The organism is Rahnella ecdela, from assembly GCF_019049625.1.
Taxonomy (GTDB): Bacteria; Pseudomonadota; Gammaproteobacteria; order Enterobacterales; family Enterobacteriaceae; genus Rahnella; species Rahnella ecdela.
The window spans coordinates 79,378-105,336 of sequence record NZ_JAFMOY010000122.1 but is presented as its reverse complement, the minus strand read 5'-3'; the positions used below and the strand labels follow the sequence as shown (position 1 = coordinate 105,336).

At 53.6% G+C, this 25,959-nt stretch carries 27 protein-coding genes and 1 pseudogene; 13 read left to right on the top strand and 15 right to left on the bottom strand.

Annotated elements, in window-relative coordinates:
* Window positions 1-23 precede the first annotated feature (23 nt).
* The 4 genes and pseudogenes from J1784_RS10005 (at window position 24) to J1784_RS09990 (ending at window position 3,889) form a co-directional block, all read left to right on the top strand.
* Window positions 24-353: a PTS fructose-like transporter subunit IIB gene (locus J1784_RS10005; RefSeq protein WP_217149071.1), complete on the top strand. Its 330-nt coding sequence runs from the start codon at window positions 24-26 to the stop codon at window positions 351-353.
* A gap of 16 nt (window positions 354-369) precedes the next feature.
* Window positions 370-2,667 (top strand): annotated as a pseudogene (locus J1784_RS10000) (formate C-acetyltransferase).
* Window positions 2,633-3,520: a [formate-C-acetyltransferase]-activating enzyme gene (locus tag J1784_RS09995; RefSeq protein ID WP_217149070.1), complete on the top strand. Its 888-nt coding sequence runs from the start codon at window positions 2,633-2,635 to the stop codon at window positions 3,518-3,520. The pseudogene J1784_RS10000 and the gene J1784_RS09995 overlap by 35 nt, the downstream one beginning before the upstream one ends.
* Before the next feature lie 24 nt (window positions 3,521-3,544).
* On the top strand, window positions 3,545-3,889 hold the full coding sequence (locus J1784_RS09990; RefSeq protein WP_120134728.1) for a PTS fructose-like transporter subunit IIB: 345 nt from the start codon (window positions 3,545-3,547) through the stop codon (window positions 3,887-3,889).
* Window positions 3,890-3,911: 22 nt separating this feature from the next.
* Here the strand turns inward: J1784_RS09990 and J1784_RS09985 are convergent, their stop codons facing one another.
* Window positions 3,912-4,769 carry an AraC family transcriptional regulator gene (locus J1784_RS09985; RefSeq protein ID WP_217149069.1) on the bottom strand — a complete coding sequence of 286 codons (858 nt, stop codon included), beginning with the start codon at window positions 4,767-4,769 and terminating at the stop codon, window positions 3,912-3,914.
* Between the two features lie 156 nt (window positions 4,770-4,925).
* Entirely contained in the window at window positions 4,926-5,690 is a 765-nt protein-coding gene (gene budC / locus J1784_RS09980) for a meso-2,3-butanediol dehydrogenase (protein WP_217149068.1), read from the bottom strand.
* A gap of 313 nt (window positions 5,691-6,003) precedes the next feature.
* Here budC and J1784_RS09975 point away from each other — a divergent pair, with 313 nt between their 5' ends.
* The 7 genes from J1784_RS09975 to J1784_RS09945 all read left to right on the top strand — a co-directional run bounded on the left by J1784_RS09975 (window position 6,004) and on the right by J1784_RS09945 (window position 9,929).
* Window positions 6,004-6,642: a DUF2589 domain-containing protein gene (locus J1784_RS09975; RefSeq protein WP_217149067.1), complete on the top strand. Its 639-nt coding sequence runs from the start codon at window positions 6,004-6,006 to the stop codon at window positions 6,640-6,642.
* Between the two features lie 70 nt (window positions 6,643-6,712).
* Window positions 6,713-7,306 carry a DUF2589 domain-containing protein gene (locus tag J1784_RS09970; protein WP_217149066.1) on the top strand — a complete coding sequence of 198 codons (594 nt, stop codon included), beginning with the start codon at window positions 6,713-6,715 and terminating at the stop codon, window positions 7,304-7,306.
* Window positions 7,299-7,751: a lysozyme gene (locus tag J1784_RS09965; RefSeq protein ID WP_217149065.1), complete on the top strand. Its 453-nt coding sequence runs from the start codon at window positions 7,299-7,301 to the stop codon at window positions 7,749-7,751. The genes J1784_RS09970 and J1784_RS09965 overlap by 8 nt, the downstream gene beginning before the upstream one ends.
* A 63-nt stretch (window positions 7,752-7,814) precedes the next feature.
* A complete protein-coding gene (locus J1784_RS09960; RefSeq protein WP_238485465.1) occupies window positions 7,815-8,318 on the top strand; it encodes a ribonuclease domain-containing protein in 504 nt (167 codons plus the stop codon).
* Window positions 8,319-8,388: 70 nt separating this feature from the next.
* Window positions 8,389-8,961, top strand: a complete 573-nt coding sequence (locus J1784_RS09955) for a hypothetical protein (RefSeq protein ID WP_217149064.1) — start codon at window positions 8,389-8,391, stop codon at window positions 8,959-8,961.
* A 61-nt stretch (window positions 8,962-9,022) separates the two neighbouring features.
* Window positions 9,023-9,484, top strand: coding sequence for a hypothetical protein (locus J1784_RS09950; protein WP_217149063.1), 462 nt, complete (start codon window positions 9,023-9,025; stop codon window positions 9,482-9,484).
* Window position 9,485: 1 nt separating this feature from the next.
* On the top strand, window positions 9,486-9,929 hold the full coding sequence (locus J1784_RS09945; protein ID WP_217149062.1) for a hypothetical protein: 444 nt from the start codon (window positions 9,486-9,488) through the stop codon (window positions 9,927-9,929).
* A 148-nt stretch (window positions 9,930-10,077) separates the two neighbouring features.
* Here J1784_RS09945 and J1784_RS09940 read toward each other — a convergent pair whose 3' ends face one another.
* Both J1784_RS09940 and metE read right to left on the bottom strand, forming a co-directional pair.
* The gene (locus tag J1784_RS09940; RefSeq protein ID WP_217149061.1) at window positions 10,078-10,683 is read right to left on the bottom strand and encodes a response regulator transcription factor; all 606 of its coding nucleotides are present in this window, start codon (window positions 10,681-10,683) and stop codon (window positions 10,078-10,080) included.
* A 223-nt stretch (window positions 10,684-10,906) separates the two neighbouring features.
* Window positions 10,907-13,186, bottom strand: a complete 2,280-nt coding sequence (gene metE, locus J1784_RS09935; protein WP_217149060.1) for a 5-methyltetrahydropteroyltriglutamate--homocysteine S-methyltransferase — start codon at window positions 13,184-13,186, stop codon at window positions 10,907-10,909.
* A 104-nt stretch (window positions 13,187-13,290) separates the two neighbouring features.
* Here metE and metR point away from each other — a divergent pair, with 104 nt between their 5' ends.
* Window positions 13,291-14,226, top strand: a complete 936-nt coding sequence (metR, locus tag J1784_RS09930; RefSeq protein WP_217149059.1) for an HTH-type transcriptional regulator MetR — start codon at window positions 13,291-13,293, stop codon at window positions 14,224-14,226.
* Here metR and J1784_RS09925 read toward each other — a convergent pair.
* Complete coding sequence (locus J1784_RS09925) at window positions 14,132-15,031, bottom strand: carboxylate/amino acid/amine transporter (RefSeq protein WP_217149058.1); 900 nt, start codon at window positions 15,029-15,031, stop codon at window positions 14,132-14,134. The two genes, metR and J1784_RS09925, sit on opposite strands and share 95 nt — an antisense overlap.
* 202 nt (window positions 15,032-15,233) lie before the next feature.
* Here J1784_RS09925 and J1784_RS09920 point away from each other — a divergent pair, with 202 nt between their 5' ends.
* Window positions 15,234-15,536 carry a DUF2756 domain-containing protein gene (locus tag J1784_RS09920; protein ID WP_217149057.1) on the top strand — a complete coding sequence of 101 codons (303 nt, stop codon included), beginning with the start codon at window positions 15,234-15,236 and terminating at the stop codon, window positions 15,534-15,536.
* A gap of 50 nt (window positions 15,537-15,586) precedes the next feature.
* Here J1784_RS09920 and ugpQ read toward each other — a convergent pair whose 3' ends face one another.
* The 10 genes from ugpQ to livH all read right to left on the bottom strand — a co-directional run bounded on the left by ugpQ (window position 15,587) and on the right by livH (window position 25,765).
* The gene (ugpQ, locus tag J1784_RS09915) at window positions 15,587-16,327 is read right to left on the bottom strand and encodes a glycerophosphodiester phosphodiesterase (protein WP_217149056.1); all 741 of its coding nucleotides are present in this window, start codon (window positions 16,325-16,327) and stop codon (window positions 15,587-15,589) included.
* Between the two features lie 2 nt (window positions 16,328-16,329).
* Window positions 16,330-17,403, bottom strand: coding sequence for a sn-glycerol-3-phosphate import ATP-binding protein UgpC (locus J1784_RS09910; RefSeq protein WP_217149055.1), 1,074 nt, complete (start codon window positions 17,401-17,403; stop codon window positions 16,330-16,332).
* Window positions 17,404-17,408: 5 nt separating this feature from the next.
* On the bottom strand, window positions 17,409-18,254 hold the full coding sequence (ugpE, locus tag J1784_RS09905; protein WP_217149054.1) for a sn-glycerol-3-phosphate ABC transporter permease UgpE: 846 nt from the start codon (window positions 18,252-18,254) through the stop codon (window positions 17,409-17,411).
* Entirely contained in the window at window positions 18,251-19,138 is an 888-nt protein-coding gene (gene ugpA, locus J1784_RS09900; protein WP_217149053.1) for a sn-glycerol-3-phosphate ABC transporter permease UgpA, read from the bottom strand. The genes ugpE and ugpA overlap by 4 nt, the downstream gene beginning before the upstream one ends.
* 70 nt (window positions 19,139-19,208) lie before the next feature.
* Window positions 19,209-20,522: a sn-glycerol-3-phosphate ABC transporter substrate-binding protein UgpB gene (gene ugpB, locus J1784_RS09895; RefSeq protein ID WP_217149052.1), complete on the bottom strand. Its 1,314-nt coding sequence runs from the start codon at window positions 20,520-20,522 to the stop codon at window positions 19,209-19,211.
* Between the two features lie 221 nt (window positions 20,523-20,743).
* The gene (locus J1784_RS09890; protein ID WP_217149051.1) at window positions 20,744-21,931 is read right to left on the bottom strand and encodes an aminotransferase-like domain-containing protein; all 1,188 of its coding nucleotides are present in this window, start codon (window positions 21,929-21,931) and stop codon (window positions 20,744-20,746) included.
* Window positions 21,932-22,062: 131 nt separating this feature from the next.
* The gene (livF, locus tag J1784_RS09885; RefSeq protein ID WP_217149050.1) at window positions 22,063-22,764 is read right to left on the bottom strand and encodes a high-affinity branched-chain amino acid ABC transporter ATP-binding protein LivF; all 702 of its coding nucleotides are present in this window, start codon (window positions 22,762-22,764) and stop codon (window positions 22,063-22,065) included.
* Window positions 22,765-22,785: 21 nt separating this feature from the next.
* Window positions 22,786-23,556 (bottom strand): high-affinity branched-chain amino acid ABC transporter ATP-binding protein LivG, encoded by a 771-nt coding sequence (gene livG / locus J1784_RS09880; RefSeq protein WP_120509273.1) that lies wholly within the window; start codon window positions 23,554-23,556, stop codon window positions 22,786-22,788.
* Complete coding sequence (locus J1784_RS09875; RefSeq protein ID WP_217149049.1) at window positions 23,553-24,842, bottom strand: high-affinity branched-chain amino acid ABC transporter permease LivM; 1,290 nt, start codon at window positions 24,840-24,842, stop codon at window positions 23,553-23,555. The genes livG and J1784_RS09875 overlap by 4 nt, the downstream gene beginning before the upstream one ends.
* Window positions 24,839-25,765, bottom strand: coding sequence for a high-affinity branched-chain amino acid ABC transporter permease LivH (gene livH / locus J1784_RS09870; protein WP_217149048.1), 927 nt, complete (start codon window positions 25,763-25,765; stop codon window positions 24,839-24,841). Before livH ends, J1784_RS09875 begins: the two co-directional genes overlap by 4 nt.
* Between the last annotated feature and the right edge of the window lie 194 nt (window positions 25,766-25,959).

Here is a 25,959-nt window from a genome sequence, read left to right as displayed (position 1 = left end):
GCAAAAAATAGAAGGATAAGACTATGACTCATATTATTGCTGTCACCGCTTGCCCGTCAGGCGTTGCTCACACTTACATGGCCGCAGAATCTATTGAACGTGCGGCGAAAGCCAGAGGCTGGGAATGCAAAGTCGAAACGCAGGGCTCTATTGGCCTGGAAAACGAACTGACCGCTGAAGATGTGGCGGCAGCAGATATCGTGATCCTGACCAAAGACATTGGCATCAAACAGGAAGAGCGTTTCAAAGGCAAAGTCACCGTGCGCGTCGCCATCAGCGATGCCGTTAAACGCGCGGACGCCATTATGGAAAAAATCGCGGCGCATCTCGCTAAAGCCGCTGTCACGGATTGAAAGTTAGGAGAACAGGATGACTTCCCGCATCGAACGTCTGAAAACTGCACTTTTCACTGACCCGCGTGAAATCTCGCTGGAACGGGCTCTGCTGTACACTGCCAGCCATCGCACGACGGAGGGTGAGCCCACCGTCGTGCGCCGGGCAAAAGCGACGGCCTATATTCTTGATCACGTGGAAATTACCGTGCGTGAAGACGAACTGATAGCCGGTAACCGCACCGTAAAACCGCGAGCGGGGATCATCTCTCCTGAAATGGATCCTTACTGGCTGCTCAAAGAGCTGGAAGCTTTTTCTACCCGTCCGCAGGATCGCTTTATGATTTCTGAGCCGGATAAACAGATTTACCGCGAACAACTTTTCCCTTACTGGGAATCGCGTTCGATGAAAGATTTCATCAACAGCTAGATGCCGAAAGAGGTAAAAGCCGCCACCAAAACGCAGATTTTCAGTATCAATCAGACGGACAAAGGCCAGGGGCACATCATTATTGATTACCCGCGCCTGCTCAGTTGCGGTCTGGATAACTTAGTCGCTGAACTAAAGCAGCACGTTAACGCTGCGCCGGATAACGCCTTTTATCAGGCGGCACTGATTTTGCTCGAAGCATCGCAACGACACATTTTGCGTTATGCCGCGCAGGCAGAGAAGATGGCGCAAGCGTGTGAAGATCCGCAAAGGAAAGTAGAACTCGTCCGTATTTGCCACATTTCGCAGCACATTTCCGGCAATAAGCCGCAGGATTTCTATCAGGCCTGTCAGCTGTTCTGGTACATGAACGTCATTTTGCAGTATGAATCCAACGCCAGTTCGCTTTCACTCGGGCGTTTTGATCAGTACATGCTGCCGTTTTATCAGCATTCACTGTCCCACGGCGAATCTTCGGAATTCCTTAAAGAGTTGTTGGAAAGCCTGTGGGTGAAATGCAACGACATTGTGCTGCTGCGTTCGGCTTCCAGCGCACGTTACTTTGCCGGATTCCCGACCGGTTACACCATTTTGCTGGGTGGCCTGACCGACGCCGGTCGCAGCGCTGTCAATGTACTGTCGTTCCTGTGTCTGGACGCATATCAGAATATTTGCCTGCCGCAGCCAAACCTTGGCGTGCGGGTCAATGAACTCATCGACCGTTCTTTCCTGCTGAAAACCGCCGAAACCATCCGTCTCGGCACCGGCATTCCGCAAATTTTCAACGATGAAGTGGTGGTTCCGGCATTTCTCAATCGCGGCGTGCGCCTTGAAGATGCACGAGATTATGCGGTGGTTGGCTGCGTCGAATTATCCATTCCGGGTAAGACCTACGGTCTGCATGACATAGCGATGTTTAACCTGCTAAAAGTCATGGAACTGACGCTGCATGAAAACGAAGGCAACACCACCATCAGTTATCCAGAACTGATGGAACAAATCCGCCAGAAAATCAGTCATTACGTCCGGCTGATGGCGCAGGGCAGCAATATCTGCGATATCGGTCACCGCGACTGGGCACCGGTTCCGCTGCTCTCTTCGTTTATCGAAGGCTGCCTGGAAAGCGGCAAAGACATCACCGCAGGCGGCGCACGCTATAACTTCTCCGGTGTGCAGGGCATCGGCATCGCGAACCTCAGCGACTCGTTACATGCGCTGAAAGGTATGGTATTTGACCAGCAACGCCTGACGTTCGACGAGTTACTGGCCTCGCTGAACGAAAACTTTGCAAGCGAGGAGGGCCGCGCCATTCGCGCGCGCCTGATTAACCGCTTTGAGAAATACGGCAATGATGTCGATGAAGTTGATTTAATCAGCGCCGATTTACTACGCTACTACTGCAAAGAAGTTGAGCAGTACCGCAACCCGCGCGGCGGACAGTTTACGCCAGGCTCTTACACCGTTTCCGCGCACGTGCCTTTAGGCGCAGTGGTCGGCGCCACACCGGATGGTCGTTTTGCCGGTGAGCAACTGGCGGACGGCGGGCTTTCCCCGATGCTGGGGCAGGATCATCAGGGGCCGACCGCTGTGCTGAAATCCGTCAGTAAACTCGACAATATGTTGCTCTCAAACGGTACGCTGCTGAATGTGAAATTCACGCCATCGACCCTCGAAGGCCAGCAGGGGCTGAATAAATTAGCTGACTTCCTCGGGGCATTCACCCGTCTGAAATTGCAGCATGTACAGTTCAACGTGGTGAATGCAGAGCAGCTGCGCGAAGCACAAAAACGTCCGCAGGATTTTGCCGGGCTGGTCGTCAGGGTGGCGGGATACAGCGCGTTCTTTGTCGAACTGTCTAAGGAGATCCAGGATGACATTATCGGCCGCACCGCACACCAGCTCTGAGCGGCGGATCCCCGTCACGCAAGAGGCGGAAAAGCGCGGGCGCATCTTCAATATTCAGCGTTTTTCGCTCAACGATGGCCAGGGTATCCGTACCCTGGTTTTCTTCAAAGGCTGTCCGCACCGCTGCCCGTGGTGCGCTAACCCTGAATCGATGTCGCCACGTATTCAGGTGATCAAGCGGCAGGCAAAATGCCTGAACTGTCGCACCTGTTTACAGGATCCTGTCGAATGCCCGAGCGGTGCAATGGAATATGTCGGCGAGGATGTCACGCTGTCAGAACTGATGACGCGATTGCTGAAAGATGAAGTGTTTTTCCGCTCATCGGGCGGTGGTGTCACACTTTCCGGTGGCGAGGTGCTGATGCAGCACTCGTTTGCCGGTGATCTGCTCGATGAGTTGCGGGTGCTGGGCATTTCTACTGCAATAGAAACCGCGGGCGATGCACCACTGCCTCATCTGCTTGCACTGACTGAAAACTGCGATCAGGTTCTGTACGATTTTAAAATTATGGATCCTCAGCAGGCCAGATCGGTGCTCAATATGAACCAGCCGAGAGTGCTGGAAAACTTCCATGCGCTGGCTGAGCGCGGCGTTAATCTGCTTCCCCGCCTGCCGCTGATCCCCGGTTTCACAATGACAAATGAAAATATGCAGCAGGTTCTGGATTTCCTGCAGCCTTTCAACTTAGCCGAAATCCATCTGCTACCCTTCCATAAATACGGCGAAGCAAAGTACCCGTTGCTGGACAAAACTTACTCGATGCATAAGACAAAGGTGCCGGATGCCGCAACTATTGCGCCGTTTTATGCGATGGCTGAAAAATACGGTTATAAAGTCACGCTGGGTGGGTAAATTTTTTAAATCAGGGGAAATACTATGTCGCTCAAACTGGTCGCAGTCACCGCTTGTATCAGCGGTGTGGCACATACTTATATGGCGGCGGAGCGTCTGGAAAAACTCTGCGCACAGGAAAAGTGGCAGGTAAAAGTTGAAACACAGGGTGCGCTGGGCGTCGAGAATTTACTGTCTGAAGCGGATATTGCCCAGGCGGATATTACCTTGCTGATCACTGAAATTCAGCTGGAACAAAGCGAACGTTTTGCTCACAGCCGCTGTGTTCAGACGGGCATTCATACGTTTTTACGTACCCCTGAAAAAGTGATGGCTGCCGTAAAAAAAATCTCTACATCGCCACAGGGCACAAAAATCGTTTTACCGTAAATCCCTCGAAACAGGTCAGCAGTCAGGCATTTTCAAACTGGCTGCGGTATTGACGGCGGTACTCTGAAGGAGATCTTTCGGTGCTCTTTCTGAACTGCCGGCAAAAATAGTTGCTGTCGATAAACCCGCAGGCGTGAGCCACTTCCCTGACTTTCATGTCATACCCTTTCAGCAAATTCTTCGCCTGTTCCAGCCGCACATAATTCAGGTACTCATTCAGGCCAACGCCGCCACTTTTCTGGAACAGATGCGATAAGTAGTTCGGCGAAATATAAAAGGCCTTGGCGACAGAATCGCGGGTCAGCGGTTCGCGGTAATGCTCTTCAATATACTGACGGATAGCAGCGAACAACGCCTGACTGCGTGAGACGGTTTGCACCGATGAACTGAAGAGATCCAGCGCGTGGCTGAGCAGCCCTTTCACCAGAAACTTTGCCGTGGGCTGATCCTGGCGATGCCACGCCAGTTCATTGAGTGCCTGTAACATGAACGCGCCGGTACGCGGCCCGCGCCGCCCGACATTGCCTTTTTCGCTGGAAGAAAACTGTTCGCCATCCCAGTTCAGCAGGCTGAAACCCAGTTGTTGTTTACCAAACAAAAAACTCAGCGTCCGCACCGGCTGCTGCCATTGCGGGCTGTTCCAGCCTTTTGCAGGAACAAATAACGCATCGCCAGTCTGCATCCGGGTCGTCTGAACATTGCCGTGTTCGTCTTCCCACTTCATCATCTGCACTCCGTCCAGAACCAGTTCAAGACGCGGAAAATCCACCTGATAAGCCAGTTCCGGCACCGGATGCTGAGCGCCAGCAAAATACACCTGCCGGATGCCCGCCGGATGTTCAAGTACCGGAGATAACAGGGGAAAAAGAAGATGAGTCATGGTCAGGCTACCTTTGTACTGAAACCCCACCATGATAGCGAAACTATCCCGGAGAAAGGAAAACATGGCGCAAATTTGCGGCAGACCGCGAAAAAATGGCCCGCCAGTAAAGTGGCGGGCCGGTGAGAGCAAATTTTATCGCGGATTCTTCAGCAACTACGCCTGTGGAGGCTGTCCGTTTGAGGCTGAAAGACCGCCATCGACCGGCAGATTTACACCGGTTACGAAGCGGGCGTCATCACTGGCGAGAAACGCAATGACATCGGCAATTTCTTCTGGCTCTGCGCCACGCCCCAGCGGAATACGTTCGGCAAATTTCGCCAATAACGGCTTATTGTCTTTAATGCCAGCCGCCATATTCGTGAACGTCAGCGACGGACATACGGCGTTAACGCGCACGCCGTCTTTGCCGTGATCCATTGCAATCGAACGGGTGAAGTTGGTCACACCGCCTTTCGCGGCATTATAGAAACTCATTCCCCAGTCGCCGCCGATACCGGACACCGACGAAATATTGACGATATTACCTTTGCTTTTAATCAGCGCGGGCATAAAGAACCGCGTGCAGTAGAAAACGCCACTGAGATCGATACCGATAATTTTCTGCCAGTCCTCGAGACTGGCCTCTGTCACATTGCCCTGTACCACCACGCCCGCGCCGTTCACCAGCACGTCGACGCGACCGAATTTATCCTCAATCACTTGTGCCATACGCTCCACATCAGCCGCGGAAGAAACATCTGCCAGATGAATGTAATACTGCGTACTACTCAGTGTTTTCGCGACTTTCTCCAGCTTTTCCTTCGTCCGGCCAACAAGAACCACAATCGCCCCTTCTGAAGAAAAACGCCGCGCCGAAGCAGCGCCCATGCCGGAACCTGCGCCAGTCACTACCACGACTTTGTCTGTAAACCGGTTCATATTTTCTCCCTGTCTGGTGAGTAAAAAGAAAGTGAAGCCTGAATTAAGCCTAGCGGAGAACCACGTCGTACGTGGAAACTGTATGAGATTCAGCACCGCAATCGCGCCACAGCCGCCGTAAGCTGCGGGCTGAAAGAGACGTAACAAAGTACGAATGAGGCCATGCCAGCCCATCCGGATGGCGGATCCCCCTCCCCGCCATTTATCCCTGATTTCCAGCCGGGCAACCGATATTTTCCCACCCGCTATCTCCTTATTCTTTCTCCTGCGGGTCCGCACCTCGTTTCGCACTTATCCAACAGGAGTAAATATTATGGATTCACAATTTATTGGTTCCGTTATCAATGCCCTGCCGCTGGAGAACATGATCGGCGGCCCTTTGCAGGCCATGATCAAAGCTCAGGTTCAGGCCAGTAAAGCCTATGCCGACTTCTTACTCTCCGTGTGTATTAAAGACGGGAAGGCCGAAGCCGTTCAGTTTGACTACGACGAAACCGTCGTTGACCAGGCTGGCGTGATCCAGGGCGTGGTGAAAAAGACCATGCGCATTCCGCTGCTGGCCGCCATCACCCATCCGATCATTTGTATCGAAGAAGGTACCATCGATTTCGAGCTGGAAGTCACCCAGAGCGAATCGAGCTCAAGCAGTGACGATGCGGAAGGCTCCTTCGAAGCCACTCTGGGCTGGGGTCCGGTCAAAGTTAAAGTTTCCGGGCGCGTTTCGCACAAAGCCGAACAAACCCGCAAATCCGATACCCGCGCGAAATACAGCATCCATACCCAGATCAAACGTCAGCAACCGCCAGAAGCGCTGATGCGTGTCATCGACTTCCTGACCGATGCCGCAACCAAACCGGCTGTTTTGCCAGCGGAAGCGAATAAGAAGGAGCTGGATGCGTTTACACCAACCGTAACTTCCGCAGAGAAAGCACCGGAAAAAGCACCGGCCTGATAAAGCCTGTGCCTGACAACGTGTTATCCGAAGGCCGCCAGCGCGGGGCCTTTTCAATCAGGAGCAGGTTATGTCTTTAAAAAGCTGGTTACGGGGCGGGAAAGCCTCAGGTGAAGTACCGCCCGGTGCAACAGTTCCTCCGGCCGGGAATTCGGCCCCTGTGCCACCTCCGGGAGGGCTGATGCCGGTATCGCTGGAGGAAGTGACGCGTGGCATGCAGCAAGCGGCAAGCGCAGCCAATCAGTTGATTGCCCATCAGTATATGCTGGCGCTCGATCCCTATTTTGAGCACCTTGATGACGGTTCACTGGTGCCGCGCACGATGATTATGCAGCTCGACGATAACCATCATTTCGAGCTCCCTCTGGTCGCGCTGGCCACCCCGCGCGGGCTGATGCTGGAGAAGATGAAAGTTCATCTGACCATCCGTACCGACGGCGTCGAACAGTTGCCCGTTGAAGGTGGCGAGGAAAATGTCAGTCGTTTTCACGTCAGCCTTTCACCCGCCAGCAAAAATCAGGAGGGCCGCGACAGCCGCCATGTGGATATCGAAATGCAGTTCACGGTGCTGGAGCCGCCCGAAAGTGTGATGCGCCTGATTGATGAGTACACCAACCGGGTCATACCCAAACCTAACGCAACTGAGGTACTAACAGATGAGTGAGCCACGTTTATCTACCGGCGCAAAAGGTATTGCGTTGATCAAAAGTTTCGAAGGACTGAGCCTCAGTAAATATCAGGATATCGTCGGAAAATGGACCATTGGCTACGGCCATCTGATCCTGCCGGATGAAGTGTTTAATGTGGCACTGACCGAAGCCCAGGCTGAAACGCTGCTGCGCCGTGATCTGGCAGTCAGTGAAAAAGGGGTGAATCAGTACGTTCTGGTGCCACTGACGCAGAATCAGTTTGATGCGCTGGTGTCATTCACCTTTAATCTCGGCGTCGGCAATCTGAAAAGCTCAACGCTGCTGAGGGTGCTGAATGCTCAACAATACCAGAGTGCCGCTGATGAGTTTCTGCGCTGGGATAAAGCGGGCGGCAAACAGGTTGCCGGGCTGACCCGTCGCCGCACCGCTGAACGCGCTTTATTTATCAGTCAGTCCTGAAATAACCCTGGCCTGAGATAATTCATTAATACCGGCCCCCTATTAATACAGGAAACTCACATCATGCCCATTACCCGTAATACACTTTCCGGATTATTCCCGGCACTGAATGCTTTATTCCTTCTGGCAATGTTTATATCAACAGCGGATGCGGAAGATAAAATAAAATGTGATACCGCAGTACAGGAAGCCAATCAGCAATTAGACAAAAATAATAACAAGCCTGTTAATGACGAATCCGGACTGGTGAAGTTATTGCGGACATTAAATAAGGACGATGTTTTACCGCCACAATATGTCACCAGTGAATTTGCCAAAAAGCAGGGCTGGAGTGGCAAGGCACAGGACTCGCTGTGGAAAATCTGGGTGCTGAACAAGAGAGAGATTGGCGGTGACAGCGTCCAGTTGCCGGAGCAGAAGAGCGGCGAAAAATGGTATAGCGCTGATCTGGAATCGGTACGCGGTTATCGCAGTGCAAAGCGTCTTATTTATTCACCACAAAGTCAGGAGCGTTATTTAAGCACAAATGAAAATACATCCAGAGTCATGATTAAACCCTGTCTGTAATCTGAAATGATATAGATATTTTTTCACCCCACCGTTCGTTTCTTATATCTGTTAACTGAGAGGTATCATCATGTTTGAAACCTTTACGCTTCAGCAACCTGCGGGTGGTAATGCCTGCGGTGCCTTCGCTCTGGCGGCATTATTAAATGCCCGCAATCATGGCCTGCCGGTAAATACACCCACGGGCGCCGCGGTATATAACGATATTATTGCGCAGCAAAATGCTTTGCCCGCTGGCTATCCGGCCATTTTTACCCCGCCAGCTCCCCGGTCCCTGCCCTCCAGTCTGGTGCGCGTCGGCATCGCCCGCGGATTTAACGATCAGGTGCAGGTCATGGTCAATCAGGCATTAATGCATGCGCCAATGGTGCCGTTAATTGTGCCAGAAACCACGCGAATTGGTCATGCGGCGGCGGTCATCAACAGTAACGCCAATCTTCAGGGAATGATCCAGGCCGCCGGTTATTATCTGGCGCTGGTGCACAACGGAGATCACTGGATTGCACTCGGGCGAAACGCGCAGGGCTTTTATGCCTACGATTCTGACACCAATTTCCACGGTGCGGTCAACCAGCCGGTGGGCAACAGGGTGACGCTCAACGGCGTGCAGTATGACTTCTCCGGAATTTTAATCTGTTTCTGAGCCCGTTTTTATTCCTCTTCGGTGCCGCAGCCGGTGGCACCGCTTTTCACAGGAGTTCGCTATGGCAGCCGTGATGCTTGAATCCTCACAAAGCTTTCTCATCAGCCAGATACTGGCGGCCTTTTCCGGTTTATTCGGCGGGCTGAGTATTTCTTTCTTCTGGCAACCGAAAAAACTGCATCAGCACGGACGCTTATCTGCCGGGCTGATTATTTGCAGCATCAGCGTCGCGGCCACTTTTGCCCTCGGCGGGCTGGTGTCACGCTGGCTGGGGATGAATTTTAGTCAGGCGGATAATGCAATGGGGCTGGGCTATGGCCTGGGAATAGTGAGTGTCGGAGTGATTGCCTGGCTGGCGAATTTTTTCAACCGCCGGGAGGACAGCGATATTCTCGAAGTCGCCGGAGAACTGAAACGGGTGGCGCGCGGTTTGCGGGCTAAAGGCGTTTCAACTGCGTCACCTTCCGCCGCAAAAACACCGCGCAGACGGGCCGCAACTCATAAATCAACGCGAGGTGAATAAGATGAGTCACTTTGAATGGCCGGCATTTTTTCTGCTGACCCTGCTCGATGCAGTAACCGCAGTGATGATTTTCTTTTGTGCGCTCAATGAGCGTATTTTGCTGATGTCGGTCTGGTATCGCGTCGGCCTGATTGTCGCCGCACTGGGCTTTGCTGCGCAGGGCGCACTGAATTTGCCCTATCTGATTTTTGGCACCCAACTTTACGCCAATGAGATCCCGTTCTGGGCGCTGAAGGATGTGGGCATCGCGATGGTCGCCACCCATTACTTCTGGCTGGTGTTACGCGATAAGAGGAAGCTGGGTACGCCGCTGGAAAATGACAGGGTGAAGCCGCCAGGCAAACCGGCAAAACCACGTATCCGGGCAAAGGCGGCAACGACAATCGTGGCCGGGACAAAAAAACCGGTAACGAAAAGCAAAAAAAAAGTAACGACAGGAACCTGATTATCTTTCGGACGTTACCAAAGTAGCGTCTGAAAAATCACGCAGCGGTGGCTGGTTGAATAAATAATCCCTGGTGTATATCAAATAAAAAAAGGAGTTTAATTATAAATGAAGTGGTTTATTTGACAGAAAATTGTTTATTAAAAAATTATTCATCAGGTGACATCATCATGGCAGCCTGAGTCCGGTTTCTGACGTTAAGTCGCCGGTAAATAGATTCAAGATGAGATTTAACTGTTCCGGCACTGATATTAAGAAGACGGCTGATTTGTTTATTTGACTCACCGGCCGCAATAAGTTTTAACACTTCTCTTTGCCGGTCACTTAACTTCATCACGGATTCCTGCTCCCCCTCCATTTCAGTAACACCTTCCGGATTAGGGATGCAAATCATTCCGCAACTTGCGGTTTTTATCACCTGAAAAATCGTTTCCAGTGAGGCTTCCTTTGACACCACCGCGATCGCATGGTGCTCAAGAAAGCGCCTCAGCGAATCCTTTCTGACCTTCATGAGCATGACAATAATACGGATATGCGGGTAGCGGGCAGCAATGTCATCAAGTAATGTAAGCTGCGAACTGTTCTCTGAACCACCGTCAATCAGTATCACTGAAATATGCATCTCCTCCAGAACCTCCCAAATATCCTCAGGGTGTATTACCCCCTTCACCTCAATGTCCTGCATTATATTTTTTAAACCAGATGCCATGCCTTGTATAAAAAATGGCAGCGGATCAACAATAAGTATGTTCATTATAATGACTCCCATTACTCATAAATTGCGTGTGTGTCTGAGCCGGAAGAAATTTCCTCCGCCTAACGAGTATTATCGCAATATCTTAAGAAAGGGAGGCGTCATTCAGCCTATGACATCAGGCAGTATGACAAAAGGAATAAACTCTATTAGTCAGGTAAAAATAAAAAAGAGGCACCGGAGTGCCCCAAATGTTTCAGCAACAACACAACGATTCTTTATTTCACGCTTTCTCAGCGCGCAAGCGCTTGGCGGCTTTCACCATATTTTCCAGCGACTCGCGGGTTTCCGGCCAGCCGCGGGTTTTCAGACCGCAGTCCGGGTTCACCCACAGGCGTTCTGCCGGGATACGATCTGCGGCTTTACGCAGCAAAGCTTCTATCCATTCCACGCTTGGCACATTCGGTGAGTGAATGTCGTACACGCCCGGCCCGATTTCATTCGGGTACTCGAAGTCTTTGAACGATTCCAGCAAATCCATATCGGAACGCGAGGTTTCGATAGTGATCACATCGGCATCAAGCGCGGCAATGGAATCCATGATGTCGTTGAATTCGCAGTAACACATGTGGGTGTGGATCTGCGTGTCATCGCGGGCAATCGCAGCATTCAGTTTGAATGCATCCACCGCCCAGCGCAGATACGCATTCCACTCCGACTGGCGCAATGGCAGGCCTTCACGCAGTGCCGGTTCATCAATCTGGATGATGCCGATACCGGCTTTTTCCAGATCTTCCACTTCGTCGCGCAGCGCCAGCGCGATTTGTTTGGCGATAGTTTCACGGCTGACATCTTCACGCGGGAATGACCAGCAAAGAATGGTAAGCGGCCCGGTCAGCATGCCTTTCACCGGTTTTTCGGTCAGAGACTGCGCATACTTCGCCCACTCCACGGTAATGGCTTGCGGACGGCTGACGTCGCCGATAATCACCGGAGGTTTCACGCAACGTGAACCATAGCTCTGCACCCAGCCGTTTTGCGTAAAGACAAAGCCGTCGAGATGCTCACCAAAATATTCGACCATGTCGTTACGTTCAGCTTCACCGTGAACCAGTACGTCGATACCCAGGCGTTCCTGTTCTTTGATGGCTTGTTTGATGTGCTCACTGATACCGGTGCGGTATTTAGTGTTATCCAGACGGCCTTGTTTGAAGTCCAGTCGCAGGCCGCGGATTTCGGTGGTTTGCGGGAATGAACCGATGGTGGTTGTCGGCCAGGCGGGCAGATTGAAACGGGCGCGCTGCGCTTGGGCGCGTTCAGTGTAGACATGCGCACGCTCAATATCTGCGCCGGTAATCGCTGCCACACGTTTACCCACTGCCGGATTATTCACTCGGGTGGATCCGCGGCGGGCGCGAATTGGCGCGCTGTATTGTGCCAGTTTCTGTTGCGCTTCAGTGGTCGGATTGTTCAGTGCGGACGTCAGCAATGCCAGCTCGGCGCATTTTTGCAGGGCAAAGGCGAACCAGCTTTTGACTTCTTCATCCAGACGGCTTTCGACGCTTAAATCAATCGGGCTGTGCAGCAGTGAACAGGAGCTGCCAATCCAGACATTGCGTCCCGCCACCAGCGGCTTCAGACGATCAAACCAGGTACTCAGATCCGCACGCCAGACGTTACGCCCGTTGATCACGCCCAGAGAAATCAGCCAGTCTTGTGGCAGTTTACTGATGACGTTTTGCAGGTCGTCACGACCGGCAACGGCGTCAATGTGCAGGCCCTGAACCGGCAGTTGGCGGATAGTGTCGAGGTTATGCCCGACGCTGTCGAAATAGGTGGTCAGCAGCAGTTTGGTTTTGCTCTGTTCCAGCGCGGTGTACGCCGGCTTGTACGCATCCAGCCACTCCTGCGGCAGTTCCAACACCAGCGCCGGTTCGTCAATCTGCACCCATTCAATATCGCGTTTGGCCAGTTCAGCCAGCACCTGCTGATAAACAGGAAGAATATCGTTGAGCAGGGAAAGACGGTCAAACTGCTCGCCTTTTACTTTGCCGAGCCACAAATAGGTCAGCGGACCCAGCAGAACAGGTTTCACTTTGTGGCCGAGCGCCAGCGCTTCGTCCACTTCTTCCAGCAGCTGCGTCCAGGTCAGTTTGAATTTCTGCCCTTTCACAAACTCCGGCACCATGTAGTGATAGTTGGTGTTAAACCATTTGGTCATTTCTGCCGCCGCTGCCGGTTTACCGGTTGGTGCGCGGCCACGGCCCAGGCGGAATAAGGTATCGAGATCCACAGAGCCGTCAGCATTCTGATGACGAGCCGGGACGTTACCCAGCAGCAGGCTGGTGGTCAGTACGTGATCGTACCAGGCGAAATCACCCACCGGCACCAAATCCACGCCGGCTTCAGATTGTTGCTTCCAGTGACGGGCGCGAAGTTCACGTCCCGTTGCCAGCAGTTCTTCCTGAGTGGAATTGCCTGCCCAGTAGCTTTCTTGTGCTTTTTTAAGTTCACGACGCAGACCAACGCGTGGAAAACCCAGAGTGTGATTCAGTATCGTCATCTTTTTAATTCCTGTTTAGCCATCCAGATGTTTACACATCCATAATCCGCAGGTACTGTATAATCCACAAGCGCAAATTATTCATGACACAGTGAAGGACCCTCATGATCGAACTGAAACACCTGCGAACGTTGCAAGCACTGCGTAACACCGGGTCACTGGCCGCAGCCGCCTCGCAACTTCATCAAACCCAATCGGCTCTGTCGCACCAGTTCAGCGACCTGGAGCAACGGCTCGGTTTCAGGTTGTTCGTGCGAAAAAGTCAGCCTTTACGTTTTACGCCGCAGGGCGAAATCATGCTGAATCTGGCAGAACAGGTGCTGCCGCAAATCCAGCAGGCGTTGCAGGCCTGTAATGAGCCACATCAGGCTTCACTGCGTATCGCGATTGAGTGCCACAGCTGTATTCAGTGGCTGACGCCAGCACTGGATAGCTTCCACCAGAACTGGCCGCAGGTACTGATGGATTTCAAATCTGGCGTGACCTTCGACCCGCAGCCCGCGCTGCAACAGGGCGAGCTGGATATCGTGTTAACCTCCGACATTCTGCCACGCAGCGGTCTGCATTATTCCCCGATGTTCGATTTTGAAGTGCGTCTGGTGCTGGCACCGGATCATCCGCTGGCAGCCAAAACGGTGATTACGCCGGAAGATCTCAGCACAGAAACGCTGATGATTTATCCGGTGCAGCGTCAGCGTCTGGATATCTGGCGGCATTTCCTGCAACCGGCAGGCGTCAGCCCGGCACTGAAAAGTGTCGATAACACTTTGTTATTAATCCAGATGGTGTCGGCGAGAATGGGTATTGCGGCGCTGCCCCACTGGGTGGTGGAGAGTTTTGAGCGCCAGGGTCTGATCGTGACCAAAACCCTGGGCGATGGCTTATGGAGCCGCCTGTACGCCGCCGTGCGCGACGGCGAACAGCGTCAGCCGGTAACCGAAGCGTTTATTCGTTCGGCGCGGCAACATGCGTGCGATCATCTGCCTTTTGTTCGCGACGCGGCACGACCCAACGCCGGTGCACCCACAGTGAGGACATAATCACAGCGGCACCGATGATAAAGCTCGGCCAGTGCGGCTGCTGTTGCCAGATCGCCAGATTTACCAGCAGCCCGGCCGGGACGTGAAAGTTGTTCATAATCCCAAGCGTTCCCGCATCGACCTGCGTCGCGCCGTAGTTCCACATGAAATATCCCAGGCCTGAAGCGCCGATCCCCAGCCACATCAGAATGCCCCACTGCAGATTCGTGGTCGGCAGTTTTTGCGGATTACCCCACAGAAACCACGCCACCACCGCACACAGTAGCGCCCCAAGATAAAACCAGGAAAACGCCGTGTGCTGCGGCACCGGACGGGTTTCCATCAGACGTTTATAACCCACCTGTCCGATGGCGAAACAGATATTCGCCGCCTGCACCAGCAACAAGCCAATGATGAAATGTTCGCTGATATGGTCGTAACGGATAATCGCCGCGCCCGCCACCGCCAGCAACGAGCTGAGCGCATACCCGATGCGGATTTTGCGCCCGCTGATCAGGTCATAAATCAGCGTGACATACAGCGGCGTCATTACCGTAAATAACAGGAACTCCGGCACCGACAGGTAAAGATAAGCTTCGAAGCTGATGAGATACATGATGCCAAGCTGCATCGCGCCGACCGCCATATACAGCAAAATGGTGGTGAGCTGATGACCTTTCCAGCGCAGAAAGGGCAGGAAAACCAGCGCAGCAAGTCCTAAACGGACTAACACGGAAAACACGCTGTCGACCTGTCCGGCCAGATAGACACCGATCAGGCTGAATGAAAAAGCCCACAAAATGGTAGTGATAATGAGTAAAGGCACGGCAGTTGAGCCCTAAAATGATAAAGATGGATAATTGTAACGGAATGAAGGAAACCGCGAAGCGTGAAGGTGGTTTACATCTGTTCAATTATAGCGCAAACGAGAGCAACCCGACGCTTTGAGGGAAACGGGCGCTCAAAGGACACGTACATGGCTGCGATGGCATACACTTAACGTATGACTGGAAACGGAGGATGAACTGATGAAATATTTATATGGAATGCTCGCCGCGCTGCCGCTGCTGTTTGCCGTTCAGACCGCCAGCGCAGTCGAAAAAGTGCCGAACCCGAACGATCCGCTGCTGAACAATCCTTCGCAACAGCGGATGCAGCAGCAACAGCAAACCAACCAGCAGATGCAGAAACGTCAGCAGGAGCAGAGTCTGCTCAACAGTCAGCAACAGCAGCAACTGAAGCTGAAGTCTCAAATCCAGAGCAATCAGCAACGGTTGCAGATCCAGCAGAATAACCAGACGCTGAATCAGAAACTGAATCAAACGCCTTAATCACCCCTTCAGGCGCGGTGTTCACTGCGCCTGATCCGCATTACCTCGCTCTAGACGAAATCCGGCCCGATCACATCAATCTTATCGGTACAAATACAGTCCACGCCCCAGCCCAGTAATTCACGGGCGCGCGCCGGATTATTCACCGTGTACACCAAAATATGCAGACCGGCGTCTTTAATCGCCCGCACGCGTTCTTCGTTGAGCAATTTATGGTTTAGATGCAGGGAAACGCATTCCAGTTCATCGGTCAGCGCTTTCCAGTCTTCGTGCCATTCATCGATCAGCAAACCACGCGGCAATTCCGGTGCCGCTTTTTTCGCAGCAACCAGTGCATCGAATTCGAACGAGGAAAGCAGCGGTGGAACGACGTGATCTTTCCATAACTCGCGTGCTGCCAGCGCCACATCGGTGCCGGTTTTTTCATTCAGACCCGTCGTCGGTTTGATCTCGATGTTCACCATCATGTCATGACGCGCGCAGCGTTCGGCGACCTGCGCCAGCAGCGGCAATTTCTCGCCTTTAAACGCGGCGCTGTACCAGTTACCGGCGTCAAGCTGTTCGAGCTTTTCCCACGGCAGTTCACCTGCCACGCCCCAGCCGTTACTGGTCCGGTTCAGGGTATCGTCATGCAGCAGGAAGATTTCCCCGCCCTGCGCCAGTTTGGCATCAAACTCGATCATGGTATGACCGTATTTTGCACCCGTATCAATAGCCGCCAGCGTATTTTCCGGAGCCAGCGCGCCGCCGCCACGGTGCGCCACAATGCGAGGGTAAGGCCAGGCTTTCATGTTCATTCCATCCGTAATCCGGTTTCAGTATCGAAAAAGTGTAACGCTTTCGCCGGGAAAACCAAGCGTAACAGCGAACCGGCTGTCGGGAATACTTCATGCGATAAACGAACCACAACGCCGCTGCCCGCCAGTTTGCCATGCGCCAGATTATCCGCGCCCAGCAGTTCCAGCGTATTCAGCACCATCGGAATACCGTTTTGCATATCATCAGTCAGGTGGATATGTTCAGGGCGGATACCGACCGTCAGCTCGCGACCGCCCCACTCCGGACGAGGAACCGGTAGCGGCAGTTCAAAACCGCCTTCCATCACCAGCGACGTACCGTCGGTGGTCAGCTGGCCGGGCAACAGGTTCATGGCCGGAGAACCGATAAAGCTGGCCACAAACAGGCTGGCGGGACGACGGTAAACCTCTGACGGCGTACCAATTTGCTCGGCGATACCTTTATTCATCACGATCACGCGTTGCGCCAGCGTCATGGCTTCGACCTGATCGTGGGTGACGTACAAACTGGTGGTGCGCAGTCGCCGGTGAAGCTGTTGCAGCTCAAGGCGCATCTGCACGCGCAGCTTGGCATCAAGGTTAGACAGCGGTTCGTCAAACAGGAATACCGCCGGTTCACGGACGATGGCGCGCCCCATCGCCACGCGCTGACGCTGACCACCGGAAAGCTCGCGCGGTTTGCGTTTGAGCAACGGGCCGAGTTCGAGAATACGCGCCGCTTCTTCAACACGGTCATTGATCTGCGCTTTGCCGAAGCCGCGGATTTTCAGGCCATACGCCATGTTGTCGTAGACGCTCATGTGCGGATACAGCGCGTAGTTCTGGAACACCATCGCGATGCCGCGATCTTTCGGTTCCAGCTCGGTCACACGCTGGTCGTTAATGTAGATATCGCCGGAAGTGGTGCGCTCGAGCCCGGCCACCATGCGCAGCAGGGTCGATTTTCCGCAGCCGGAAGGCCCGACCATTACTATAAATTCGCCGTCGGCGACGTCCAGATCAATGCTCTGGATAATCTGGTTTTTGCCGTCGTAGGATTTGGTCACTGCCTGTAATTTCAAATTTGCCATTTCAGTTACTTCTCACTGTCTACCAGGCCGCGCACAAACCAGCGCTGCATCAGGAGCACCACCGCCAGCGGTGGCAATAAGGTCAGGATCATGGCCGCCATCACCTGATTCCATTGGGTCGAGCCGTCACCGGAGGAAATCATGCTTTTAATCCCCGCCACCGCCGTGCCCATGGAGGCATCGCTGGTGATCAGAATCGGCCACAGATACTGGTTCCAGCCATAGATGAAGGTGATGACGAACAGCGCCGCAAGATTGGTTTTCGACAGCGGCAGAACAATGTCCCAGAAAAAGCGCATCGCGCCTGCGCCGTCGATACGCGCGGCTTCCAGCAATTCATCCGGCAAGGTCATAAAGAACTGACGGAACAGGAAAGTCGCGGTCGCCGACGCCATCAGCGGCAACGTCAGGCCGGTGTAACTGTCGAGCATATGCAGATTGGCTATCACCTGAACAGTCGGAAAAATACGCACTTCCACCGGCAGCATCAGCGTCATAAAAATCAGCCAGAAAAACAGGTTACGCAGCGGAAAACGGAAATAGACAATCGCGTAAGCCGAAAGCATCGACACCGAGATTTTGCCGATGGTGATGACCATCGCCATGATGAAGCTGTTGATCAGCAGGCGCCCGAATGCCGGACTGTTGTTGCCCGCGCCCTGCGTCCAGATAGTGCTGATGTTTTCCCACAAATGCGTGCCCGGGATCAGCGTCATCGGCACATCGAAAATCTGTTTGTTATCCAGCGACGCCGCCACAAACGCGACGTACAGCGGGAATAAAATCACCAGCACGCCGAGCAGCAGCATGATGTGGCTGAAGATATCCAGCCCTCTGCGGTTTTCAATCATTGGTAACGCACCTTACGCTCGACAAAGCGGAACTGAATGAACGTCAGGCCGCAAACCAGCAGCATCAGAATCACGGACTGCGCGGCGGAACTGGATAAATCCAGACCGGAAAAACCTTCGCGATAGACTTTGTAAATCAGCGTGGTTGTCGCCTGCACCGGGCCACCCGCTGTCGCGGCATCAATCACCGGGAAGGTGTCGAAGAAGGCGTACACCAGATTGACCACCAGCAGGAAGAAACTCACCGGCGAAATCAGCGGTAATACCAGATTGAAGAAACGACGTACCGGCCCTGCGCCGTCGATAGCCGCCGCTTCCACCAGCGATTTAGGGATCGACTGCAACGCCGCTAAAAAGAACAGAAAGTTGTAGCTGATTTGCTTCCAGACCGACGCCAGCACCACCAGGAACATCGCCTGACCGCTGTTTTGTGCGTGATTCCAGTTATAGCCAATCGAACCTAAGAAATGGGTGATCAGGCCCAGACCGGGGCTGAACAGAAACATCCATAAGACAGCGGCCACGGCAGGCGCGACGGCGTAAGGCAGGATCATCAGCGTCTGATAAATCCGGCTGCCGCGTACCACGTGATCGACCAGCGCCGCGAAAAACAGCGAAACGGCCAGCCCGATAAACGCCACCATAAAGCTGAATTTCAGCGTGGTGTAGAAAGAGTCGAGATAGTACGAGTCCTGAAACAGCTGCGTGAAGTTAGTCATTCCCGCGAAGGTACTGGAAAGTCCGAACGGATCCAGCGTCTGCACCGAATACCACAGCGCCTGACCCGCAGGCCACAGGAAGAATATCGCGGTGATCAGCAGCTGCGGCAGCACCAGTGCATAGGGCAACCAGCTGCAACCAAAACCGGGACGGTGTGAACTCATGATGGTTTACTCTTTAATGCGATGACGCGTTTGGCTCCCTCACCTTTGCAGGGGAGGGAGCCAAACAGGATTACTTAGTTGACGCTTCGAAGCGACGTAACAGTAGGTTCCCGCGCTGAACAGCGGTGTCTAATGCTTCTTTGGCGGTTTTCTTACCGCTCCACACGCTTTCCAGTTCTTCATCCACAATGGTACGGATCTGCGGCATGTTGCCCAGACGCAGGCCTTTGGTGAACGGTAATGGTGGCTTGTTCAGCATCTGGCGCGTGGCGACGTCAGAACCTGGGTTCTTCTCGTAGAAGCCTTCTTTTTTGGTCAGCTCATACGCCGCAGTCGTCACCGGCAGATAACCGGTTTTCTGGTGCCATTCGGCCGCGATTTCCGGCGTGGTCAGGAATTGCAGGAATTCGGCAACGCCTTTGTAGGTGTCTTTGTCTTTGCCGTTCATCACCCACAGGCTTGCACCGCCGATGATGGCGTTTTGTGGCGCGCCTTTGATGTCTGCGTCGTAAGGCATCATGCCCACGCCGTAGTTGAATTTGGAATACTGACGGATGTCAGCCAGTGAACCGGAAGAGGCGGTAGTCATCGCGCAGTCGTCGTTGTAGAACTTGGCGGTGGATTCATCCTTACGACCAAAATAGGTGAAATCACCTTTCTTGTTCATGTCTTCCAGCATCTGGATATGTTTGATTTGTTCTGGTTTGTTGAATTCCAGAACCGCATCAGTGCCATCGAAACCGTTATTTTTGGTGGCGATTGGCAGACCGTGCCAGGCGCTGAAGTTTTCAATCTGGATCCAACCCTGCCAGCCGCTGGCGTATCCACACTTCATACCCGCTTCACGCAATTTTTCGGTGTACGCGGCCATGTCCTGCCAGGTTTTTGGCGGCTGATCCGGATTCAGACCGGCTTTCTTGAACGCATCTTTGTTGTAATACAGCACCGGCGTGGAGCTGTTGAAAGGCTGGGACAGCAGACGGCCTTTGGAATCAGAGTAATAACCGGAAACGGTCGGCACGAACTGGGAAACGTCTTCTTTAATGCCCGCGTCGCTGAACACTTCGTACACTGGTTTGATGGCTTTACTGGCCATCATGGTCGCGGTGCCCACTTCATAAACCTGCAAAATCGCCGGAGCATTACCGGTACGGTATGCCGCGATACCGGCCGCCAGGCTTTCGTCGTATTTGCCTTTATAGACAGGCACGATTTTGACATCAGGGTGCGTCTGGTTAAAACGGTCGGCCAGCGAGTTCACTTCTTTGCCTAATTCGCCGTCCATAGAGTGCCAGAATGGAATTTCTGTCACAGCAAAAGCATTGGCGCTGAAAGCCAGCGTCAGCGCAGTGCCGATAACCGTTTTTTTGAGGTTGATGAACATGCCTGTCTCCTGAATTCTGCTGGTGTGCTGCAAGTGCAGAGAAATAATGGAAGTTAAGAAACGTTTTTAATCGCAGGTAAAATGACACGGCTAAATGACAGAAAAATAACCGTTAAATGACAATGAAGTTACAGCAGCGTTAAATGCAGGTGACGAACAGATGGCAAAAAATAAGGCGCATCTGGTGAACGATGCGCCTTTGGGTTACCGAAAAAAGAGGATTACAGCGCGCGTTTCAGGCGGGCAACCGCCTCGTGCATCTGCTCTTCAGTCGCGGTCGCGAAGGACAGACGGAAGGTCGAATGATCCGGGTTATCTGCATAGAAGAATTCGCCCGGCACAAACACCACGCCCTGCTCCAGCGTCTTTTTCATCCAGTCAGCGCAGTTGCGCGGCTCGCGAAAACGCGCCCACAGGAACATGCCGCCTTTCGGGTATTCAAACGTCAGCACGTCGCCCAGCTCGCGCTCCAGCAGTTCGGCCATGATCTGACATTTCTTTTTATACGCGGCACGGATGGTTTCGATCTGCTTCGGCAGACGTCCCAGACCGAGATAATATTCAGCGATAGTCTGCGACAGCGCGCTGGCGTGCAAATCGGCGGCCTGTTTGATGATCGCGACTTTGTGCAGCAACCAGTCAGGCATAATCACCCAGCCAAGACGCAGGCCCGGAGCCAAAATTTTGGAGAACGTCGAAGTGTAGATGATGTTGTCGGCATGACCGAACAGCGACTTGGACAGCTCAAACAGCGTCGGCTGGCGTTCATCGGTGAAACGCAGTTCGCCATACGGGTCATCTTCGACAATCAGGAATTCATGCTGTGCCGCCAGTTTCACCAGCTGCTCGCGACGGGCACGGCTCAGGGTCACGCCGCTCGGGTTACCGAACGTCGGAACCAGATATACACCTTTGATTTTCTGCGTTTTCAGCAGTTCCGCCAGTTCATCGACAATCATACCGTCGCCGTCAGAACCGACAGAAAGCAGTTTGGCTTCAGCCAGTTCCAGCGTCTGTAATGCCGCCAGATAGGTTGGACGCTCGACCACAAATACATCATCCGGATCCACCACAGCGCGCATCACCAGATCCAGCGCCTGCTGGGACCCTGCGGTCACCACGATATCTTCAGGGCTAGCCACCACGCCACGTTCCCGACAAAGCTCAGCAATACGCTCACGCAGCGTATAACTGCCTTCGGTCAGGCCATACTGGAAAGCATGTTCCGGCTGTTCGGTGATCGCCAGTTGTGTGGCTTCACGCAGTCCGTCGAAATCAAAAAGCGCTGAAGAAGGAATACCACCTGCCAGTGAGATAACGCCTTCCATTTTGCTGTGTTTCAGCAATTCCCGGATGGCCGAACTTTTGAGCCTGACCATACGGGCGGCGAGTAAACCTTCTGTGTTCATGACATGTTCCTGATGATGTGCAAAGTTATAAGAATGTGAGAGATGTTAATTTATAGACAAAATAAAAACCGCAAAGCGCTTGCCGTGCGGTTTTATAGATTTATCACAGATTTTCAAAAATCGAATTCAATTTATGCGCCGAGATAGGCCGCACGTACTGCTTCGTTGGCCAGCAATGCCGCGCCGGTATCTTCCAGCACCACATGGCCGTTCTCCAGCACATAACCGCGGTCGGCGAGTTTCAGCGCCTGATTGGCGTTTTGCTCGACCAGGAAGATGGTCATTCCTTCTTCGCGCAGTTGCTGGATGGTATCGAAAATCTGCTGGATGATAATCGGCGCCAACCCCAGCGACGGCTCATCAAGCAACAGCAAACGCGGCTGACTCATCAGCGCACGGCCAATCGCCAGCATCTGTTGTTCACCGCCGGACATGGTGCCCGACCGCTGAATACGGCGCTCTTTCAGGCGCGGGAACAACGTAAACACGCGCTCCAGACGTTCCTGAAACTGGTCGCGCGTGGCAAAGAAACCGCCCATCGCCAAATTCTCTTCTACCGTCATACGTGAAAACACGCGGCGGGCTTCCGGCACAATCGCGATATCGCCACGCATGATTTTGGCGGTCTGCCACTGCGTGATGTCCTGCCCTTCGAAAATGATCGAGCCATTCGTCGCACGCGGTTCGCCACATAAACTGCCGAGCAGCGTGGTTTTACCCGCGCCGTTCGCGCCGATCAGCGTGACGATTTCGCCTTTATTAATGCTCAGACTGACTTCGTGCAGCGCCTGAATTTTGCCGTAATGGGCGGATACCTGATTAAATGACAACATCTTGTTCTGTCCCTTCACCCATTAACTTTCGCCCAGATAGGCACGGATCACGTCAGGATTATTGCGAATTTCAGCCGGTGTGCCCTGCGCCAGCGGCGTGCCCTGGTTCACCACGTAGATGCGGTCAGAAATGCCCATCACCAGTTTCATGTCGTGCTCAATCAGCAGCACTGAGACGTTGTGCTGGTTACGCAGTTCGGCGATCAGCTGGTTCAGCTCTTCGGTTTCACGCGGGTTCAGACCGGCTGCCGGTTCGTCGAGCATGAGGATTTCCGGACGCGTCACCATACAGCGCACAATTTCCAGACGACGTTGCTGGCCATAAGCCAGATTCCCCGCCTGACGGTTAGCCAGCTCGAGTAATCCGACACGCTCCAGCCAGTCGGCGGCACGATCGAGCGCATCCGCTTCAGCGCGACGGAATCCCGGCGTCTTAAACAGACCGGCCAGCACACCACTTTTCAGGTGCTGATGCTGGGCGACCAGCAAGTTTTCAATCACCGTCATTTCGCGGAACAGACGCACGTGCTGGAAGGTGCGCACCACGCCCATACGGGCAATTTTCTGCCCCGGTAGGCCTTCAAGATGCTGGTCGCGCAGTTTAATGGTGCCACCGCTCGGTTTATAGAAACCGGTCAGACAGTTAAACACCGTGGTTTTACCGGCACCATTCGGGCCGATCAGCGACACAATTTCGCCCTGGTTGAGATTCAGCGCCACGTTATTGACCGCCAGCAGGCCGCCAAAACGCATCATCAAACCTTCAACCGCTAACAGAGGTTGCGTACTCATGCCTGTTCCCCCTGATCCGCGATTTGTTTCTTAGACAACTTCAGTTTGAGATGGACGCGTTTCATAGGCAATAAGCCCTGCGGACGCCAGATCATCATCAGCACCATTAACGCACCGAGCATTAACATGCTGTATTCGTTAAGATCACGCATCAGCTCTCGGGAGACCACCAGCAAAATTGCCGCCAGAATCACTGCAAACTGCGAACCCATCCCGCCGAGCACCACGATAGCCAGCACGAAAGCGGACTCCGCAAAGGTGAAGGATTCCGGGCTGACAAAGCCCTGACGCGCGGCGAACAACGTACCGGCGAAACCGGCAAACGCGGCGCTGATGGTGAACGCGGTCAGTTTGATGCGGGTCGGATTCAGACCCAGAGAACGACACGCAATTTCATCTTCACGCAGCGCTTCCCACGCACGGCCCAGCGGCATACGCAGCAAACGGTTGATGATGAACAAGGTGGCTATCACCAGCAGCAGCGCCACCATGTACAGGAAAATGATGCGGTCGCTTGGGTCATAGGCAACATGGAAGAAATTACTGAAGGTGTCCCAGCCGCCGTCGCGTGGCGTGCGGCTGAATTCCAGCCCGAACAGCGTCGGTTTCGGGATTTGGCTGATGCCGTTCGGCCCGCCGGTCAGTTCGGTATTGTTGAGCAGCAGGATACGCACGATTTCGCCGAAGCCGAGCGTCACAATCGCCAGATAGTCACCCCGCAATCGTAGAACCGGGAACCCGAGCAGGAAACCAAACGCCGCAGAGACCAATCCGGCCAGCGGTAACGCTTCCCAGAAACCGATACCGTAGTAGTGATTGAGCAGCGCGTAAGTGTAAGCACCGATGGCGTAAAAACCGCCGTAGCCCAGCACCAGGAGGCCGGACAGACCGACCACCACGTTCAGGCCGAGACCCAGCATGATGTAGATGAGCGTCAGCGTGGCAATATCCACCGTACCGCGCGAGACGATAAACGGCCAGGCGATAGCGGCGATAATCAGCACCAGCGCCAGCAGTTTTTGTTTCGGGGTTGAGCCGTCAAAGCTTGGCAAAACCCAACCCGGTCCGGAGACTTTTTTCAGGCTGCTGCTGACCAACGGGCGGAACAGCTGGAACACAAAGACGATGGCGCAGCCGATGGCGATCCACATCCAGCGCACTTCACCGGCACCGTTGACCACCAGCTTGGTGCCATCGAGGCTCAGCTGCAATCCCATGATGAACGCCGCCAGTACCAGCAGCACGAAAGCGGAAACCAGCGCATTTAACAGATTCAGGCGCTTCATACTTTCTCAACCTCCGGACGTCCGAGAATACCGGTCGGCAGCACCAGCAACACCACGATCAGCAGTGCGAAGGACACCACGTCTTTGTATTCGGTGCTCAGGTACGCCGAGGTCAGCGCTTCAGCCACACCTAAAATCAGGCCGCCGATCATTGCGCCCGGAATACTGCCGATACCGCCGAGAACCGCGGCGGTGAAGGCTTTCATCCCGGCCATAAAGCCGATGTACGGGTTGATGACGCCATAGAACTGCCCGAGCAGAACGCCCGCAACAGCGGCCATTAATGCGCCGATGACAAAAGTCAGTGAGATAACGCGGTCAGTGCTGATCCCCAGCAGGCTGGCCATTTTGAGATCTTCCGCGCAAGCGCGGCAGGCACGTCCCATACGCGAATAACGGATGAACAGCGTCAGCGCCAGCATGGCGACAAACGTGACGACCCAGATAATCAGTTGCATGGTGCTGATTGTCGCGGCGAAACCATTCGCCTCGCCCAGTTTCCACTGGCCAGTCACCAGACTTGGTAAAGCAAGGTCACGCGAGCCCTGAGTCAGGCTGACGTAGTTTTGGAGAAAAATTGACATCCCGATGGCAGAAATCAGTGCAATCAGACGCTTGGAGTTACGCACCGGCTTGTACGCCACGCGTTCAATGCTCCAGCCGTAGGCACTGGAAATCACAATCGCCGCGATAAAACCGGCACCGATCAGCAACCAGCTGGCGTCGATACCCATCATCATCAAAGCGGCGATTACGATAAAGGAGACATAACTGCCGATCATATACACCTCGCCGTGGGCGAAGTTGATCATGCCGATAATGCCGTAAACCATGGTGTAACCAATGGCGATCAGCGCATAAGTGCTGCCCAACGTCACGCCGTTGAACATCTGCTGAATGAAATAGAGGAACTGCTCTGACATACCCTATCCTTATTAATCAAGGGTTTGATAACTTGTGCTGAGACTGCAACCCGGCGCCTCTTATAACACCAGACGCCGGGCAGAGTAATGCGCTGTTCTGAAACATAATGCCCAAAATCATTCGTGTTGCATCAAGGCGGCAACTGAATGAATCCCCGGGAGCTTACACAGGTAAGTGACCGGGGTGAATGAAG